Below are 16,155 nucleotides of genomic sequence, written 5' to 3' on the forward strand. Positions count from 1 at the left end.
CCGGACAAGCCGGGGACGGGACACCCGGCCAGGGCGGCCTACGGGCCGGCCCGAAAAGCGCCGGGCGGCGCGGGCAGGCGCCGCCCGGCCAATAAACGGAGCAAAGCGGACGAAACAGCTATCTCCGGAAGCGGTTGCGCAGGGCAAAGCCGAAAAGCGCGGCCTGGAACGTTATCAGGAGCTGCCAGAAGAGCATCCAGAGGCGCGTCGCGCCCCAAAAGCCATCCGCCGCAGTGGGCTGCTCCCGGAGCAGCGGGATGTAATAGAGGTAGTGGCCGGGGAAGACCCAGGGCAGGAGCGGCAATAGAACGAAAAGCAGCAGCCAGCAGAGCGCCAGGACCGGCTTCTCTCCGAATCCGCTGAGCAGCTTGTAGGCCCGCAGGGCATGGCGGGTCATGCGCTCGGAAGCCGCGTCGAACGTGGGCAAGGCCCACTGCCCGGCGATTTTCCAAAGCACGCGCGCGGCACGCCGCGCCTTGCCTTGCCGAACCCTTCGCACGGCCCGCTGCAATCGCGCCCGGCACTTGTTGGAAACCAGCCCGGCAAGCGCCTCTCTTCCGACCTCCCGCAAGGACCGGGTCCGTTGCGTCATGAGCTTGAGCTGCGCCTCCTTTTCCGCGATGTGCCAGCGCGAGGCCTCGTATTCGTTGTGCTCGTCCTTGTACTTGCGCTTCATGCGCTGGTAGAAGTCGCGCGTGGCCTGGAGCTGCCCCAGCTCATCCTCTACGGCCACCTTGATCCGGCCGTGCTCCTCCGGCCACTCGCAGTTAACGAAATGCAGGTTGGCGACATTGAGCACGCCGTTGAAGTTCAGCTTCGCCTTTCGCAAGTCGGGACAATCCCGGAAATAGATCGGTTCCGGGCCGATGCTGGCGCGGACAAAGCACAATTCGATTTCAGGTTCAAGCTTGAGGTTTGCGAAAATGCATTGCTTTAGAAAACTCGCATCAGTGAACCACACGTGCCCCTTGAAGTTCGTAGAACCGAAACCCACTCCCCCCCCGAAGATCGCTTTCCAGAAATCCGCTTTCCCCTCGAAGCTCGCGATCGAGAAATTCGCTGCCCCCCCGAAGCTCGCTTCACGGAAATACGCTGCCCCCTCAAATCGAGCATGGTGAAAAGATATCGCAGGAAGGGGGCACGCCTTCTCGAAACAGATATCCCCCGGAAAGACCACCCCCCTCAAATCGCACCGCGCCCCCTCGTCCTCCAAATCCACGGTGGCCTGGATGCGCTCCGAGATCAGCGCGTTGAACTCGTCCACGGATAGCGGCCTGCCCGCCAAATCCAGCTTGAGATGCTTGGGCGCATGGAACACGCAATACTCTTTCCCGCCCGCCGGATCGGTCCAGACCGGTTCCTGCGGGTCCGCCCATCTGAACTCGGCGCATTTGCAACAGGCCATGATTCCTCCGCGATGTACGTTTCGGAAGAACAATATAGAATGCATCGCCCGGCAACAAGTGCGCGAACGGCGCAAAGCAGCCCGCAGTGCGAACGGCGCAACCCGCCCGCAGAACACACCGAGCGACAGGAGCAGAGGACAAACGAAAAGGGCCGGATCATTGCTGATACGGCCCTTTGACATTCGGTGGTGGAGACGAAGAGATTTGAACTCTAAAGAAACGAGCCTTCACAGGTCCGCACAAGAGCGCACAGAAAGCATAAAAAGTCCTTTGTTGACAGCAATTAATGACGTGTATTATGTTCACACAATCACACTGGAAAAACCTGAGTGTCACGCTAAAAAGTTGTACAGGGGTTGTACAGAATGGCTGCCTCCAGATTTTACAAGACCGAGTTCAAGGGTGTCCGCTACCGGAAGCACGCCACTAGAAAGCATGGCGTGCAGGCTGATCGGTATTATGTGCTGACGTACAAGATCGACGGCAAGACCAAGACCGAGGCGGTCGGGTGGGCCTCAGAGGGCGTAAAGCCGTCTGAAGCGTATGATCTTCATTGCCAGCTCCTCCAGAACCGCAAGAAGGGACAGGGGCCGAGGACCATAGCCGAGATGCGCGCCGAGGGCGATGAGGAACGAGCTGAGCGTGAGGCAGAGAACAGACGCCAGGCGCGTCTGAATATTTCGTTTAAAAAGTACTTCGAGAAGTACTATCTCCCGGAAGTGCTGCAAGCGAACCGACCTGAAACCGTGGATAAAACTAAAATCCAGGTGGATAAATGGATAGATCCGGTCGTTCAGGAACTTCCTATGCGTGAGATTACACTTGAGTATATCAAACGGATTCGGGCGAATCTGAACAAGAAGGAGCGCAGTCCTCGGACCATTCAGTATGTTTTCGTTTCCTTCAATGCCATTTGGAATATGGCCAGGGAGGACGGCTTCGTCGAGGGCGAAAGTCCGGCCAAGAAGCGGAGCTTCCGTAAGACTATGCCCACGGTCGATAACCGGCGGGAGCGTTTTCTGACGAGAGACGAAGAGGACAAACTGCTCGCTGAGTTGGCTCGCCGGAGTCGGCAGTTACACGATATGGCTTTGCTTTCCATAGAGTGCGGTCTGAGGCGGGGCGAGATCTTCGCTCTGACATGGGATTGCGTGGATTTCGAGTCCGAAACCCTGCACCTGCGGCGCACTAAAAGCAACAAAAGTCGTTGGGTGCCTCTCACGCAACGAGCCAAGGCAATGTTGCTGATTATGGAGCCGGGCAGTGTCGGTGAGTTTGTATTCCTCGATCGATTCGGCAATCAGCTCAAAGCGCTCTCCAATTCATTCGACAAGGCCGTGGATAAGGTCGGCTTGAATGATGGCATCACTGACCGGAAGATGAAAATAGTCTTTCACTCCCTACGGCATTCCTATGCCAGCAACTTCCTCAAGGCGGGCGGGAGTCTTTATGCTCTTTCCAAGCTGATGGGGCATGGCAGTATAAATGTGACCGAGCGCTATGGTCATTTGGTCAATGACGATCTGGTTGCCGCCACCAAACAGATGGAGGCGAGTCGGACGAGCGAGAGGAGCGGTGGGAAGGTTGTTCCTCTGCATAAGGCACAAAGCTCCTCCAATAGCTTCTAACCGGAACGCTCTGTTTTTTGCGACCTTTTCAGCGAATACTGAGCTGTGTGCAGCTGAAGCACCCCACCTAGAACCGGAACCCATCCTGAGGTTGGCATATCCGGTTGGCAGTGCGAAAAGAAAGGGCTAGCCTCAAATCGAGACTAACCATTTATTATATTGAAAGAATAATGCCCCGGCAAGATTCAAACTTGCGGCACATGGATTAGGAATCTCGTGCTCTATCCTACTGAGCTACGGGGCCACATAAAGACCAATGATTGTGGCATGTTAAAGAACAGTTTCGTTGGCAGAGCCATCCGCCGTTCACCCCGGAAAACCCCGATTTGACGCGCACAGGATTAGGAATCCGAGCAATACATTTAATCCATTGAAATAATTGAAGAAAAATCCATAAAATGTCAGAGATAGCCTCGGAAAACTGGACCACTCGTCAAGGTGGACGTAAACAAGCCCAAGGAGGCTGTTGATGTCCAAGCAGAGAAAAAAATTTACCGCCGAGCTCAAGACCCGTGTCGCCCTGGATGCTTTGTCCAACGAGCGCACGCTTTCCGTGATCGCCAGCAAGTATAGCGTACACCCCCAATCAGGTTGCCCAGTGGAAAAAGCAGGCCAAGGAAGGCATCACCGCTTCTTTCTCTGACAAGGTCCAGCAGACCCAGCAAAGCGATGAGACTCAGATCAAGAAGCTTCACGCCAAGATCATGCAATTCATCATGTAGAAGGATTTCTTCCAGCAAACCTTCGCCAAAATCTGAGCTGCGAGCGTAGGCGTGACATCTTCGACATGGGCAATCCAGTGCTCAGCGTCCGGCAGCAATGCCGATCTATCAGACAGGGCCTCAAAATCATAGCCTCTAGTTGACGTAGTCAGATATGCAGGACAGCCGTTGCCAATACTTATAGATGATGGTAACATTTCGATAAAATTTAGAATGATGGAGCCAATCTATGCGCTTCGGAAGCTATTTTATCACGATCAACTTCGATGAAGATGTGCTACTACCAAGCTATCTTGGCTCCACACTGCGCGGAGCCTTTGGAGCTGCCCTGAAGACCTCTATGTGTGGGAACCTGAATCGCGAGTGCGAGTCTTGCAGGATTGCTGAACGTTGCCTTTACGCCAAAACGTTCGAGCCCAAGTCGTTCACTGGCAAGATGAATGTGCGAGGGGTGGAACCTCCTCCTTCATATGTAGTTGCCCCCCCCGACAGCCATACAACTTTCCTCGGCAAAGGGGAGACACTGGCCTTCACATTGCTTCTGTTTGGAGAGGCCAACTACTACCTTCCCTTTTTCCTTAACGCCGTTGAGATGATGGGACGGCGCGGGATCGGGCGGCGTCCGGATGGCCCAGGAGGAGCACTGTTTTCATTATACAGTGTTGAACAGGACCAGGGGCACAACCTTTTCGACCCGGCAGATGGACGGCTGGTTGGAGAGCCAGCAGTGCAGTACATCCGGCTGGAGCCCCCACCTGCGGGCAACCCTGGGATCCTGACCGTAAAGCTTCTGACCCCACTTCGGTTAAAGTTCCAGGGCCACCTTCAAGATACACTCCCCTTCCATGTGCTCGTACGCGCGGCACTTCGTAGGGTGTCATCCGTCTTTGCCGCCCATGGTGACGGAGCTCCTGAGATCAAGTACGCCCAGCTTGTAGCTGAGGCGAGCGCAGTGAAGACGATCTCGAGCGATCTGCGATGGCTGGACTGGGAACGGTATTCCAACAGACAGAAACGGCGGATGCTCCTGGGCGGCATGGTCGGAACGATCAGTTTTGCCGAGGTCGCCGCCGCCTATCTACCGATCTTGGCAATCGCCAGTCTTCTGCATATTGGCAAACAGTCCACATTCGGACTGGGCAAGTTCTCTCTTGCTTGGCGGCCAGATCAGGAAAGAGGAGCAATGACAATGTCTTCCACCGCTAGCCCAGCCAAAGATGAAAGCATTTGCTCACCACAGCTTTCGTCAAAGTAGACATGGAGGAGGCCTGAATGGATCAAATCGATATGGAAATATTGGCTCTTGCTTCTCTACTGCACGACATCGGCAAGTTTGCCCAGCGGGCGAAGCGGCCTAAAAGCGTCAACATGGAAGGCGAATATTGTCCGGCGTACAAAGGTAGGCCGAGCCATGCACACGTTCTCTACACCGACAACTTCATTGAAAAAGACCTTCTGCTTCCGCCAGAGTTGGTCCCTTCTCGGTCTCGAATTGCACGTTTGGCCTCCGCTCACCATAAACCTGCGGGAAGCGACCTCTTGGAATTGGCTATTGCGCAGGCGGATCGGCTCTCCGCTGGGATGGACCGCGTGCCGCAGGAAGATGACGCTGGCGACTATATGAACGCTCGCTTGCTCTCAAGCTTTTCCCAGATCAAGCTTTCCGAGAGCGGCGACGAGACGCCTAGACAGTATTACCGCCTTAGATCGATCGAGGAAGACCCCTTCCCTGTAAATCTAGAAACAGCGCAAGCCAGCAGCTATGCGGAACTGTTCCGCGCCTTCATTACGGGGCTCGGTAATATCCCCCTGGACATGGGGGTGAGGCCCTACCTAGCATCACTTGTTTCCCTTCTTGAAAGATACACGTGGTGCATCCCTTCCTCCACCTACCGAACGGAACCGGACATCTCGTTGTATGACCATGCGGTAACGACCGCCGCCATCGCCCAGGCCCTAGCGATGTACCACGAACAGCAAGGGGGGTTACCCGGCTCCGACGACCGGCGCCAACCAAAGTTTCTCCTCGTTGGGGGCGACCTCTCGGGGATCCAATCCTATATCTTCGACATTGAGAAATCACATGGCGCTGGCGTTGCCAAGTTGCTGCGTGCTCGGTCATTCCATCTGCAGGCCCTAACTCAATCGGTCATTCTCACCCTCCTGGAACGAACAAACCTCTTGCCCCAGGCCAAGATAATGGACGCGGGCGGACGTTTCGTGCTTCTTTTGCCTGCCGTGCCCAAGGTTGAAGAACTGCTGCCCCAGTTCGAGGCTGAGGTTCAGGAGTGGTTCCTTAAGGAGTTCAAGGGGCGCTTGTCACTCAACATGAGCCATTCAGTGCGAATGGATGAGACGGACTTCGCCCTTTCCGCTTTTCACAAGCGGCTTGATGAGTTCTTCGACTGCCTTGAGCTGCAGAAAATGCGAAAGTTTGCGAGCCTATTGGAGGGAGGACGCCCGCCCATTGCTGTGCTCGCTGGTGAAGACTTCACTGCAGGTGCCTGCGAGATATGTCGAACCAACCCGGTCTCGGAGAATGCTAGCGCCCGGTACGAAAACCAGACAGGCAAGTCCGCTAAGCTTTGCGAGCAATGCGAAGGGCAGATCGAACGGATAGGCAGGAGGCTACCACAGGCGGGTGCAAAATTCGCACTTTTCTCACGGATGGGCAACATGGATAGCATTCCGTTATTTGGGGGGATGGCGCTCCATTTTGCAGAGGTGGCGGACAAACGCCACAAGGGTGCCTTGGACATTGTAAACCTGCGCACCCGAGGACAATTCTCGTACCATGCCATTGCAGGACACCTGCCCAGGTTTGCTTCCGGTGATGATGCCCGGTGGGAGACAGAGGGACGAAAGGCAAGCCTTGAGGAATTTGTCATTCCTGATACCCCGAAGACATTCAGTCAGATTGCTCAGGAGGCACGAATCCCGGACGGCCAGGGCAGGCTGCGCGGTAAGGCCTTCCTGGGTGCGCTTAAGGCCGATCTGGACAATTTGGGGATGATCTTCAGCGTCGGGTTCGGCGACAAGCTTTCGCTTTCAAGATTTGCGGGCCTCTCCAGAATGCTGAACCACTTCTTCGCGGAGGTCATGCTTGACTTGATTGGCAAGAACCCTCTGTTCCATGACATCTACGTGGTGTTTGCAGGCGGCGACGACCTCTTCCTCATCGGCCCCTGGCACCAGTTAATGACCTTTTCGGAAACCCTTGCAGGTGCCTTCCGGCGATATGTTGCAGGCAATCGGGATGTCACCCTCTCCGCTGGCATCTTCATCACCAAGCCTACCCTGCCCGCCAACACCGTAGCACGGAACGCCTCGGCCCTGCTGGACGAGTCCAAAAAGTACCAACATTCCGGGGAAGAGGGCAAAACCAAAAATGCCGTCACCGTGCTGGGGGTGACGATTGGGTGGGAGGAATACTCGGCGCTCATGCAGAGAGGGACGTGGCTCGAACGCCTTGTGTTGGAAGGGCATATTCCCTCGGGGCTGGCGATGCGGCTCATGCGCTACGCCGACGACTGTCTGGCCTTTCGCAGCGGGAAAGGCGGTCGCCGGAGCGGTATGTACCGGTCGCAGATGCGCTATGACTTTGCTAGGAACTTGAACAATAAGTCTCTCACACAAAGGGACAAAGAAGAACTGGAAGCTCTGGGAACAGATCCTTTGACGCTGGAGCGAATGCGCCTGCCTATTTCGTATGCACTGTACAGAATGCGGACAGAGTGAGGAGGACCTATGAGTATCTACTTTGATGATCAGGGCAACATACGCAAGGAACTGCTTGGGGAGGAGTCGGAAAATGTCGCCCAAACTTTTGTTGTCCTTAAGGACAATAAGCTTGTTGCTCGAGAATCGGTGAACTCAGCACAATTACGCCGATTTTACGGGGAGTTGAAGAGCTTGGAGAAGAAGCTGGAATTTAAACGGCAAGGCGGGAGCAATTCCGATGCGTTCCTTTCGATTCTTCCCCTCGTGAAGATGGTCAAGTCCAAGGTTGCCTATGCCTCGAATCCGAAAAACCAAAAAGTCCCAATGGCCTTTGCAAACTGGCTAAAGAAAAACATAGATGCCATTGAGACTGCTGAGGACTTCGAGGCCTTTATGCTTCACTTCGAAGCCGTCGTCGGATTTTGTTATGGCCGGGGCATAAGCAATTCTTGAGCGAGAGGGAAAACTACATGAGATTGGAAAAAATCAAGCACATCAACGGCACGCTCCTTGTTGTCTCCGGCCTGCACATCGGTGCTGGCAGGGATGTCATTGAGATCGGTGGTATGGATCAACCCATAATTAAACACCCCATTACCAGAGCTCCCTACGTTCCAGGCTCGTCCATCAAGGGTAAAATGCGCTCTTTGCTTGAGGTCTACTATTTTATCAATAATGAGAAGACTCGAGAATTCGTTGTTCAGGGGAAGCCATGCGGGTGCGGAGAACGCAGCTGCCCGGCGTGTGTCATCTTTGGCGCCGCCAACGACAAAAAGGACATCACTATCGGCCCATCCCGTCTCATGATGCGTGATGCGATGCTCAGCAAGATCGATCAGGAGCGGTTCGAAAAGGGCGAACTGCCTATGGAGGTCAAGTACGAGAACATCATCCACAGAGTGAAGGGGGTTGCGGAGCATCCTCGCCCGCTCGAGCGCATTCCAGCCGGGGTGACGTTCGACTTCAATTTCTCCTTCAAAGTGTTCGAGGGGGACGAACCGGGCCTGCTCGACTACGTGTACCGGGGGCTCCGGCTCATCGAACTGGATGCCTTGGGAGGTTGCGGCTCCAGGGGCTGCGGGCAAGTGCGCTTCGACAACTTGGCCTGCGACGGTCAGAAAATTGATCTGACGAGCGTGAACCTCGACTAGGAGCGAGCCATGCCACTCTATCGGTACATAATCACGCCTCGCGGAGCGTTCGGAACCCCTATGCGCAGCGATACCCTGCACGGACAGCTGCTGTGCGCGGCTGCGGAACTTGATGGACAGGATGCGGTGACCGAACTCATCACCGCCTTCGAGTCGGACAAGCCTCCGTTCATCTGCTCTTCCGCCCTGCCGGAGGGGATGCTCCCCATGCCCTGCCTGCCGCCGCTGCCCAGGGACGAGTTCCGGGCGCGCTTTTGTAAGCAGGACGGGCCATTTTGTGGCGATCGCGTGCGGGCCCTAAACTTCTACAAGGCGTTCCGGAAACTTGCCTATGTGCCGATCGGCGTATGGAGTGAATTGCGAAGTGGGCTGGACCAGGCGAGCCTCTTCAAACGATGGGTCCAGGACTGGCGGAATGACTGCAACGCATTTCACCCAAAGCAGGCCTCAGCCGAGGCTGTATGGCAAACTGCCCATGTGGAATCGCACAACAGCATTGATCGAGCTACTGGTGGGGTACTGCAGGATGGTGGGCTTTTTCTTTCAGAATCTACCTTCTTCGGGTCTGACGCCAGACTCGACCTGTATGTTCGCGCGGAGACACCCGAGGCATTCGAAAGGCTACTCGGACACGTGGCGGCGACCGGTTTTGGAAGGGACACGAGTACGGGCAAAGGGTGGTTCACTTTTGAACGTGACGATACCTTCGACCCCTCCAGACTGAAAGGGTTGGGGACGCACAGGATGACACTGTCCGTTCTCTCCGCCATGGACATGTCCGAGGCCAAAGGGTGGTACCGGGTCTTTGCTAAGTCTGGCCGCGTCTGGGGTGCGCTGGGGGAGGGCAACCCCTTCAAAAAGACCTTTCTCGCCATGGCGGAGGGCTCGGTATTCGAGAGCCTGCCCGACCGGGGCTATGTACTGCGGGGGCTGCACCCGAATCCGAAGGTGGTCCAGGTGACGTGGCCTGTGACCATCGCCTTCACACTCGCCACCCAGGAGGCCGCAGCATGACGCGCCTTCACGAGCAGGTATCCTTCATTCGCCTGGAACCGCTCACGCCAATCCATATAGGTGTTGGCGACAGCATGGATCCCCTGGACTACATCATGAAGGAGGAGCACGGACAGCCATTTCTCTACTCTGTAGATGTGCAGGCCTGGGTGGAGGCGCAGGCAAACCCGGTCGAACTGGCAGAACTGTTTTCCAGAAAGTCACTTACAGAAATCCGGTCCTACCTGACAAAGGAGATTTCCCCTAGTGTGGATGTGTTCGGCGGCGCGTCGGCCAGAATTGCCTCGCGAGAGGTCTACGACAAGTACACCCAGGAACTGCGTGTACAGAGCAGCCTCAACCAATTGCTCATTGATCCGGCCCTGAAAACCCCCCTGACAGGGGCCCTGCTCATCCCCGGCTCGTCCATCAAGGGAGCGATCCGCACGGCCGTCATCGATTGGCTGGACACCAACTGGAGCATAGGCCTGAAGACAGCTATGAATAAAGACCCCAAGCACGGATATACAAACGCCTTGGAGGGGCTTCTTGGCAAGATTTCGGATAATGACTTCCGCGACCTCAAGGTAGGCGACTTTCCAGCAGCGATTGGAGAATCAGTCATCGTATCGGCCAAGGAAGTTCGCAAGCGGTACAAGCCGGAAAAACAGGGTACCCCGAAGAATCCCTGCGAGGTGAGCTTCTCGCAGGTCATGTCCAGCAAGGGCTATGCCGTGTATGGCAAGATTGCTGTGGGCGCCCACGGAGCTAGTCGGCGCGATACAGCCCTGACAATCTCGCAGGGGGGGAGGACCAAGACATGGACGTTGCAGCAGTTGATGGAGTTGTGCAACGAGTTTTACAGTAAACGCTATCTAGACGAGAATGCCCGATTCTATTCTCAGCCGCATCTCTCCAGAACCGCTGAGGCCCTCGGTCCCATCGATCCTTTGTTCGCCAATCCTGATCCCAGCGCCATGCTTTTACGGCTGGGCCACTACTCCCACGTGGAATGCATGACGGTTAGCAACAACCAACCCCAGACCCGCCGCATGAAGGATGGCACTTTCATGCCCTTTGGCACGACGCGGACCCTGGCTGACGGCGTTTACCCCTTCGGTTGGGCTCGCCTGACAATCATAAACGCCGAGAAGTATGCTCAGGCCTGCAGCCGGAGAGAGGAGGAGGATGCGGCCTTCCTGTCTGAGCGCACACGACGACGCATGGAAGCCAACCAGAGGCGAGAGGCGAAGGCGCGGCAGAAAGCGGAACAGGAGCGCATTGAGCAGGAGCGCCTGGCGGCAGAAGCAAGGCGCAAGGCCGCCCGTGAATCCATGACCCCAGAGGAGCGGCTTATCGACGATGTGAGGAGCGGACTCGGCAACGAGAACCAAGCCGTGGAACTTTACGGGAAGCTGGATGGGCTGCACGATGAGCTCCGTGTCTGCGCGGCTCGTTTGCTGAAGGCCTTCTGGGAGAAGGCCGGCAAGTGGGAGAAAAAGAAGTGTACGAACAAGCAGTGGGCAAAGGTCCAGAAAGTCCGGGACATCCTTGGAGACGAATAGCCAGGGGAGCAGCCAATGCCTGTGCTTTACGTGACGGAACCTGGGGCCACTGTTCGCTTGTCTGGTGAGAGCCTGCTGGTGACTGTTGAAGAGCACCATGAGGAAGCCCACGGGGCAGGTCGACGCAAGACGCTGCTGGAGGTCGAGTCCCACAGGCTAGAGTTAATCAGTATTGTTGGCGCGGGGCACATCACATCCACAGCGATGCAGCACTGCCTGGAGCGAGGAATTTCTGTAGCCTGGCTGACGAGGAGCGGCGAATTCCTTGGGCGCACGATCGGGGCCATGCCCCGCTCTGCCGAAATCAGATTACGGCAGTATGCTGCTACCTCGAATGTTGGGACGAGGCTGGAGCGGGCTGTGTCCGTTGTGAATGCAAAACTTCGAAACGCACATGCCGTCCTGCTGGACATCCAGAGCAACGACTCAGGAAACGATACTCTGAGGCAGGCTCTGACAGAGGTGAAGCGAATCGCGGAACATACGGATTCATGCAAAGAGATCAAGAGCTTGCTCGGCAGTGAAGGAAGTGGAGCGCGTGCCTATTTCGCTGCTTTTGGCGCTGCCTTCAAATCGGAAATCCCCTTTCGGGGTCGCAAGCATCGACCAGCTCCTGACCCCGCCAATTCATTGCTTTCCTTCGGCTACGTTATCCTGGGCGCAAGGCTTGCCGGTCTTCTAGAGGCCCGAGGACTTGATCCCTACCTTGGGTTCTTCCATGAACTGCGGCCCGGTCGTCCGAGTCTCGCTCTTGATCTTCTTGAAGAACTCCGTCATCCTATCGTTGATCGATTTGTTCTTCGGAATTGCAACTTGCGCGTTTTCCGTCCAGAACACTTCGACCCCCCTGACGAGGATGGGGCCGTGCGAATGAACCGGGAAGGGCTCCGGGTATTCTTCTCGCACTGGGAAAATCATCTGCTCAAACCCTTGCGTGAGCATGGCCAGGAAGAACGCATCTCTCCTCATGATCTGATCAGGCGCCAAGTGGAACGGTTTGCCGCCTCGCTGGGGGGAGGAGAGTTGTATCGCCCCTTCCTTTACGGGAACTGAGGATGCATGGCAAAATGTTGCGGTACGTCATCTGCTATGACATTCCTGACGACAAGCGTCGGACAAAAGTGGCCAAATGCCTGGACGGCTACGGTGACCGCATCCAGTTCAGCGTTTTCGAGGCGCTGCTCACCCATACGCTCATTGAAAAACTCATAGGGAAACTTACGGACATGATCGACGAAAAGGAAGACAGCGTCCGCATCTACGCCTTGTGCGCTAATTGTGCGGGCAAGGTTCACAAGCTTGGGGTCACTGACCCGGGGCCGGAGATAGGTGAGGAGACCGTCTTTATCGTTTGAAATGGATTCCAGTCGGCACCCTGTTTTCGTAACTGCAGAAACCCTCCCAAAGGAGGTCCGGTTACGGCATCTGGCATGTCAATAAATCTGAAGGGTTGTCGCCTTCACACTGCATTCCACCGAGCTTGTTCAATCGCGATGCCCTTTGCCTTGTGCCTATTACGAAACCATAACCTCGTGCCTTTGGGAACAGCCATCTTCTGGAATAGGGATTACACTGCATGACCCGCTAGAAAGGGGATTGCGACTAGGCGTAGATTTTGTTGTTGAATTTCTGGATTTGCTTATTACACTGCATGACCCGCTAGAAAGGGGATTGCGACTCGGCAACCTCGACCAGTCCCATCACGTCGTCCAACGTATTACACTGCATGACCCGCTAGAAAGGGGATTGCGACTTTTGTTAAGCGAGTTAAGCACACTTGACGCGCTCACCAATGATTACACTGCATGACCCGCTAGAAAGGGGATTGCGACCGGCTTGCCCGCCTTGACCCCAAAAAGGCGCTGGTTAAGGATTACACTGCATGACCCGCTAGAAAGGGGATTGCGACCGTTGAGAGTCGGAGGTGTAGCCCCCTCGTCAACAAGCCCAATTACACTGCATGACCCGCTAGAAAGGGGATTGCGACGACTACGAAAAAATACGCGCCTGGTTCCCGATGGTGGAGATTACACTGCATGACCCGCTAGAAAGGGGATTGCGACCCAGCTTCTCGGTCTGCTTGCGAATCGCCGCGAGCGTATTACACTGCATGACCCGCTAGAAAGGGGATTGCGACGCCGTGTGGTCATAGCTGACCTCGGCGGCAGTGGGCAGCTGATTACACTGCATGACCCGCTAGAAAGGGGATTGCGACACGTGTGGCGGGCGGTAGCCGTAGGGGATTGCGCCGAATTACACTGCATGACCCGCTAGAAAGGGGATTGCGACGCGATATTGCGCGCTGCGGGCCGCACGCTGGGCCTGGATTACACTGCATGACCCGCTAGAAAGGGGATTGCGACGCCTGAACATCGGCCTTGCTGGACTTGTTGAGGACAAAGGATTACACTGCATGACCCGCTAGAAAGGGGATTGTGACGCCAGTACATGAGACGCACTTACCAACGCCTGAAATTCTCTGATTACACTGCATGACCCGCTAGAAAGGGGATTGCGACGCTCCTTTTTGCGTTTTGTTGATGCTGGTTCTAGTATAAAACTAATTACACTGCATGACCCGCTAGAAAGGGGATTGCGACCTGGACCATCTCGAACCGCGCCCGCTTATCCGTTACGCCCATTACACTGCATGACCCGCTAGAAAGGGGATTGCGACGCTTGTTGAGCTTTTCCTTGATAGCCTTTTCGTCGAAAGTTTACACTGCATGACCCGCTAGAAAGGGGATTTCAGACTTTTCCTGAACCTTATAAGAATGAGACAACCCTCTCGAACAGAACCGGGGAGCACGGTACCATCGAATGTTAATTGCTCGGCAAGGACACCATGTAATGACCAGCCCAGCTCGCGCATAAAGGAGGCATGTATGGCAAACGGTGGCAAGACGCTTTTTTTGACCGTGGGGACCGGCACTGCAGAGATCCTACGTGAATCAATGCTCGTCCCGCTCCGCAAGTCCATTCTCCACGGGACATGGGAGGAAGTGGTCCTGCTGCCATCGCAAAAGACCACCGACTCCGCCAAACTGCTCTGCGAAGAGCTGCAAGGCATACGGCTTGTTGTGTCCCCCCTGCCCAGGCCTGGACAGGAGGACAACGCGGACCAGACCTATGCCCATTTCGAGTCCGTAATTGCCGAGCGGATTGCCTCCGGAGTGCCCCCAGGACAGATGGTCGCGGACTTCACACGTGGGACAAAGGCCATGAGCGCTGCCTTGGTCCTCGCTGCTGCCCGCCACGGAATTCCCCGTCTGAGGTACATCATTGGCGAGCGAAACAGCAGTGGAAGCGTCAAGGCCGGCATGGAAGTCGTGCAGGAATTCTCCACGACAACGGCAAGCGGGCACCGGCTTCTGGACCAAGCTCTGTTGGTTATGACGAAGGGCAACTTCGCAGCCGTACAGGACATTCTGCCTGCCGTGGAGGATCCCTTGGAGGTGGTGTGGCCGGAGGCCGTCAGAGAATTGTTCTCCTTTGCGCGGGCAGCCGCCGCCTTCTATAGCGCTTGGGACCGGCTCGACTATGCCGAGGCCCTGAGACTGCTCAAAAGTGGGATCCCGGAATGCCCAGATAGAGCGTGGGCGCGGTTTACTCCAGGCAAGGACGTGGCCAAGCATGTGAAGGAGCTGGCAGCAGCCAGACCAAACACGAATAAGGAGTGCGCGGCCTGGGTTCGGATCAAGGCTGTAGACCTGCTCGCCAACGGAGAGCGCAGGATACGGGATCGGCAATTCGAGGATGCCTACCTGCGGGCCTACAGGGTCCTGGAACTCATCGGACAGGTGGGGCTCTTTGTTCACGGACTGGATTCTAGCGATATCCCGAAGGACAACCCGGCTGTGCAGGCACTGCAGGAAAAGCTGAAAAAGAAACACGAGAACGGATTTGGGATGAACCGTCGCACAGGAAACTATACGGCGCCGCGAGAGTTGGCGGCCAGGTTGCTGAAGTTTATGGACGACCCGATGGGGGCCAAGCTCCTGGAAGTCGGCAAAGGCGGATTCACTCAGGCTCGGAATAACAGCCTGCTGATCCATGGCTTTACCGCCACCCAACAGGCCACTGATGAGTCGTTGCGTTCCATTTATGCCGATTTGGAACGCTTGCTGCGCGAGGAATTTCCATGCGAGGCCGAATCTACGCTCGAGGTGGCACGGAGCGCCGACTTCTGCCTGACGTCATGCCAGGAATAGTCTGGCCTAGGAGAACACGACTCTTAGCTAACACTGAAAATCCAGAGAGCTTATCAAAGAGGCGGGTCCATCCCATTACCTTGCTTTACCGCTACGAGGTCCGAAGAAGTGAACCCATTACTCACGTCAAGCAATACTTCAACTTGCTGACTGAGCGAAAGTGAGCCGCCAACATCCGCCAGCGGCTCTCTTTGTTTGCTCTACCTGATGATCAGCCCTCCCCTGTCCTCGTGGTCGTGGGCTTCATTGCTTTCGCGCTCGCCCTCTTCAACCCCTTCCATGACCTCGAGAGCCACTTCGGGGTCGGAGAGACAACGACGTTTTTCCACAGTCACAGCGTTAACACCCGTGACGGCCAAGATGCCGACAACAACGCTGCCGAGGAATGTCATGATGCCTCTCATGATTTTCTCCTTTATTCTAGATTTCAAACTGATAGCCGCAACGGTTGCAGCGGTAGTGGCCAATGACGTTTCTGTCCACATGTTCGCCGATCTGGTTGCCCACGGCGGCCCCGGCAAGAAAGCCTGCCAGGGCTCCAGCAAGCCCACCGGCCAGGACACCGATCCCGGTTCCCACCACCGGAACCACGGACCCGATGGCCCCGCCGAGCACGGCCCCGCCTTCAGCCCCCAGGTAGCCTGTTGCGGCCCCGGCCACGCCGCCCACCGCAGTGCCCATCCGCTGGACCACATTGACCAGCACGACATGGTCCGGACTATTGCAGACCGGACATTTCTGATTCTCCTTCATCTGAGA

At 56.0% G+C, this 16,155-nt stretch carries 14 protein-coding genes, 1 pseudogene and 1 CRISPR repeat array; of the genes and pseudogenes, 11 read left to right on the plus strand and 4 right to left on the minus strand.

Annotation, left to right across the window (positions count from 1 at the left end; translation table 11 throughout):
* Window positions 1-118: 118 nt before the first annotated feature.
* Window positions 119-829 (minus strand): hypothetical protein, encoded by a 711-nt coding sequence (locus G452_RS21860; protein WP_235619617.1) that lies wholly within the window; start codon window positions 827-829, stop codon window positions 119-121.
* Window positions 830-988: 159 nt separating this feature from the next.
* Window positions 989-1,588: pseudogene (locus tag G452_RS21960) on the minus strand (pentapeptide repeat-containing protein); the annotation flags it as partial.
* Between the two features lie 183 nt (window positions 1,589-1,771).
* Here G452_RS21960 and G452_RS0112625 point away from each other — a divergent pair.
* From G452_RS0112625 to G452_RS0112680, 11 genes are all read left to right on the plus strand, one after another.
* A complete protein-coding gene (locus G452_RS0112625) occupies window positions 1,772-3,034 on the plus strand; it encodes a tyrosine-type recombinase/integrase (RefSeq protein WP_022662631.1) in 1,263 nt (420 codons plus the stop codon).
* Window positions 3,035-3,503: 469 nt separating this feature from the next.
* On the plus strand, window positions 3,504-3,677 hold the full coding sequence (locus G452_RS21540) for a hypothetical protein (RefSeq protein ID WP_155887709.1): 174 nt from the start codon (window positions 3,504-3,506) through the stop codon (window positions 3,675-3,677).
* A gap of 308 nt (window positions 3,678-3,985) precedes the next feature.
* Window positions 3,986-5,011 carry a CRISPR system precrRNA processing endoribonuclease RAMP protein Cas6 gene (cas6, locus tag G452_RS19470; RefSeq protein ID WP_022662632.1) on the plus strand — a complete coding sequence of 342 codons (1,026 nt, stop codon included), beginning with the start codon at window positions 3,986-3,988 and terminating at the stop codon, window positions 5,009-5,011.
* 17 nt (window positions 5,012-5,028) lie between these two features.
* A complete protein-coding gene (cas10, locus tag G452_RS0112640) occupies window positions 5,029-7,494 on the plus strand; it encodes a type III-A CRISPR-associated protein Cas10/Csm1 (RefSeq protein ID WP_022662633.1) in 2,466 nt (821 codons plus the stop codon).
* A 9-nt stretch (window positions 7,495-7,503) separates the two neighbouring features.
* Window positions 7,504-7,929: a type III-A CRISPR-associated protein Csm2 gene (csm2, locus tag G452_RS0112645; protein ID WP_022662634.1), complete on the plus strand. Its 426-nt coding sequence runs from the start codon at window positions 7,504-7,506 to the stop codon at window positions 7,927-7,929.
* Window positions 7,930-7,946: 17 nt separating this feature from the next.
* Window positions 7,947-8,627 carry a type III-A CRISPR-associated RAMP protein Csm3 gene (csm3, locus tag G452_RS0112650; protein WP_022662635.1) on the plus strand — a complete coding sequence of 227 codons (681 nt, stop codon included), beginning with the start codon at window positions 7,947-7,949 and terminating at the stop codon, window positions 8,625-8,627.
* A 60-nt stretch (window positions 8,628-8,687) separates the two neighbouring features.
* Window positions 8,688-9,641 (plus strand): type III-A CRISPR-associated RAMP protein Csm4, encoded by a 954-nt coding sequence (csm4, locus tag G452_RS0112655; RefSeq protein ID WP_155887711.1) that lies wholly within the window; start codon window positions 8,688-8,690, stop codon window positions 9,639-9,641.
* The gene (locus G452_RS0112660) at window positions 9,638-11,185 is read left to right on the plus strand and encodes an RAMP superfamily CRISPR-associated protein (protein ID WP_022662637.1); all 1,548 of its coding nucleotides are present in this window, start codon (window positions 9,638-9,640) and stop codon (window positions 11,183-11,185) included. Before csm4 ends, G452_RS0112660 begins: the two co-directional genes overlap by 4 nt.
* A 15-nt stretch (window positions 11,186-11,200) precedes the next feature.
* Window positions 11,201-12,238, plus strand: a complete 1,038-nt coding sequence (gene cas1 / locus G452_RS21160; protein WP_081650605.1) for a CRISPR-associated endonuclease Cas1 — start codon at window positions 11,201-11,203, stop codon at window positions 12,236-12,238.
* Window positions 12,239-12,240: 2 nt separating this feature from the next.
* Window positions 12,241-12,540 carry a CRISPR-associated endonuclease Cas2 gene (gene cas2 / locus G452_RS0112675; protein ID WP_022662640.1) on the plus strand — a complete coding sequence of 100 codons (300 nt, stop codon included), beginning with the start codon at window positions 12,241-12,243 and terminating at the stop codon, window positions 12,538-12,540.
* A gap of 211 nt (window positions 12,541-12,751) precedes the next feature.
* Window positions 12,752-13,938: direct repeats of the CRISPR family, unit length 37 nt; unit sequence ATTACACTGCATGACCCGCTAGAAAGGGGATTGCGAC.
* A 132-nt stretch (window positions 13,939-14,070) separates the two neighbouring features.
* A complete protein-coding gene (locus tag G452_RS0112680; protein ID WP_022662641.1) occupies window positions 14,071-15,396 on the plus strand; it encodes a TIGR02710 family CRISPR-associated CARF protein in 1,326 nt (441 codons plus the stop codon).
* Window positions 15,397-15,596: 200 nt separating this feature from the next.
* Here G452_RS0112680 and G452_RS0112685 read toward each other — a convergent pair whose 3' ends face one another.
* Both G452_RS0112685 and G452_RS0112690 read right to left on the minus strand, forming a co-directional pair.
* Window positions 15,597-15,800: a hypothetical protein gene (locus G452_RS0112685; RefSeq protein ID WP_022662642.1), complete on the minus strand. Its 204-nt coding sequence runs from the start codon at window positions 15,798-15,800 to the stop codon at window positions 15,597-15,599.
* A 16-nt stretch (window positions 15,801-15,816) separates the two neighbouring features.
* Window positions 15,817-16,149, minus strand: coding sequence for a hypothetical protein (locus G452_RS0112690; protein ID WP_022662643.1), 333 nt, complete (start codon window positions 16,147-16,149; stop codon window positions 15,817-15,819).
* Window positions 16,150-16,155: the final 6 nt, after the last annotated feature.

The organism is Paucidesulfovibrio longus DSM 6739, from assembly GCF_000420485.1.
GTDB lineage: Bacteria > Desulfobacterota > Desulfovibrionia > Desulfovibrionales > Desulfovibrionaceae > Paucidesulfovibrio > Paucidesulfovibrio longus.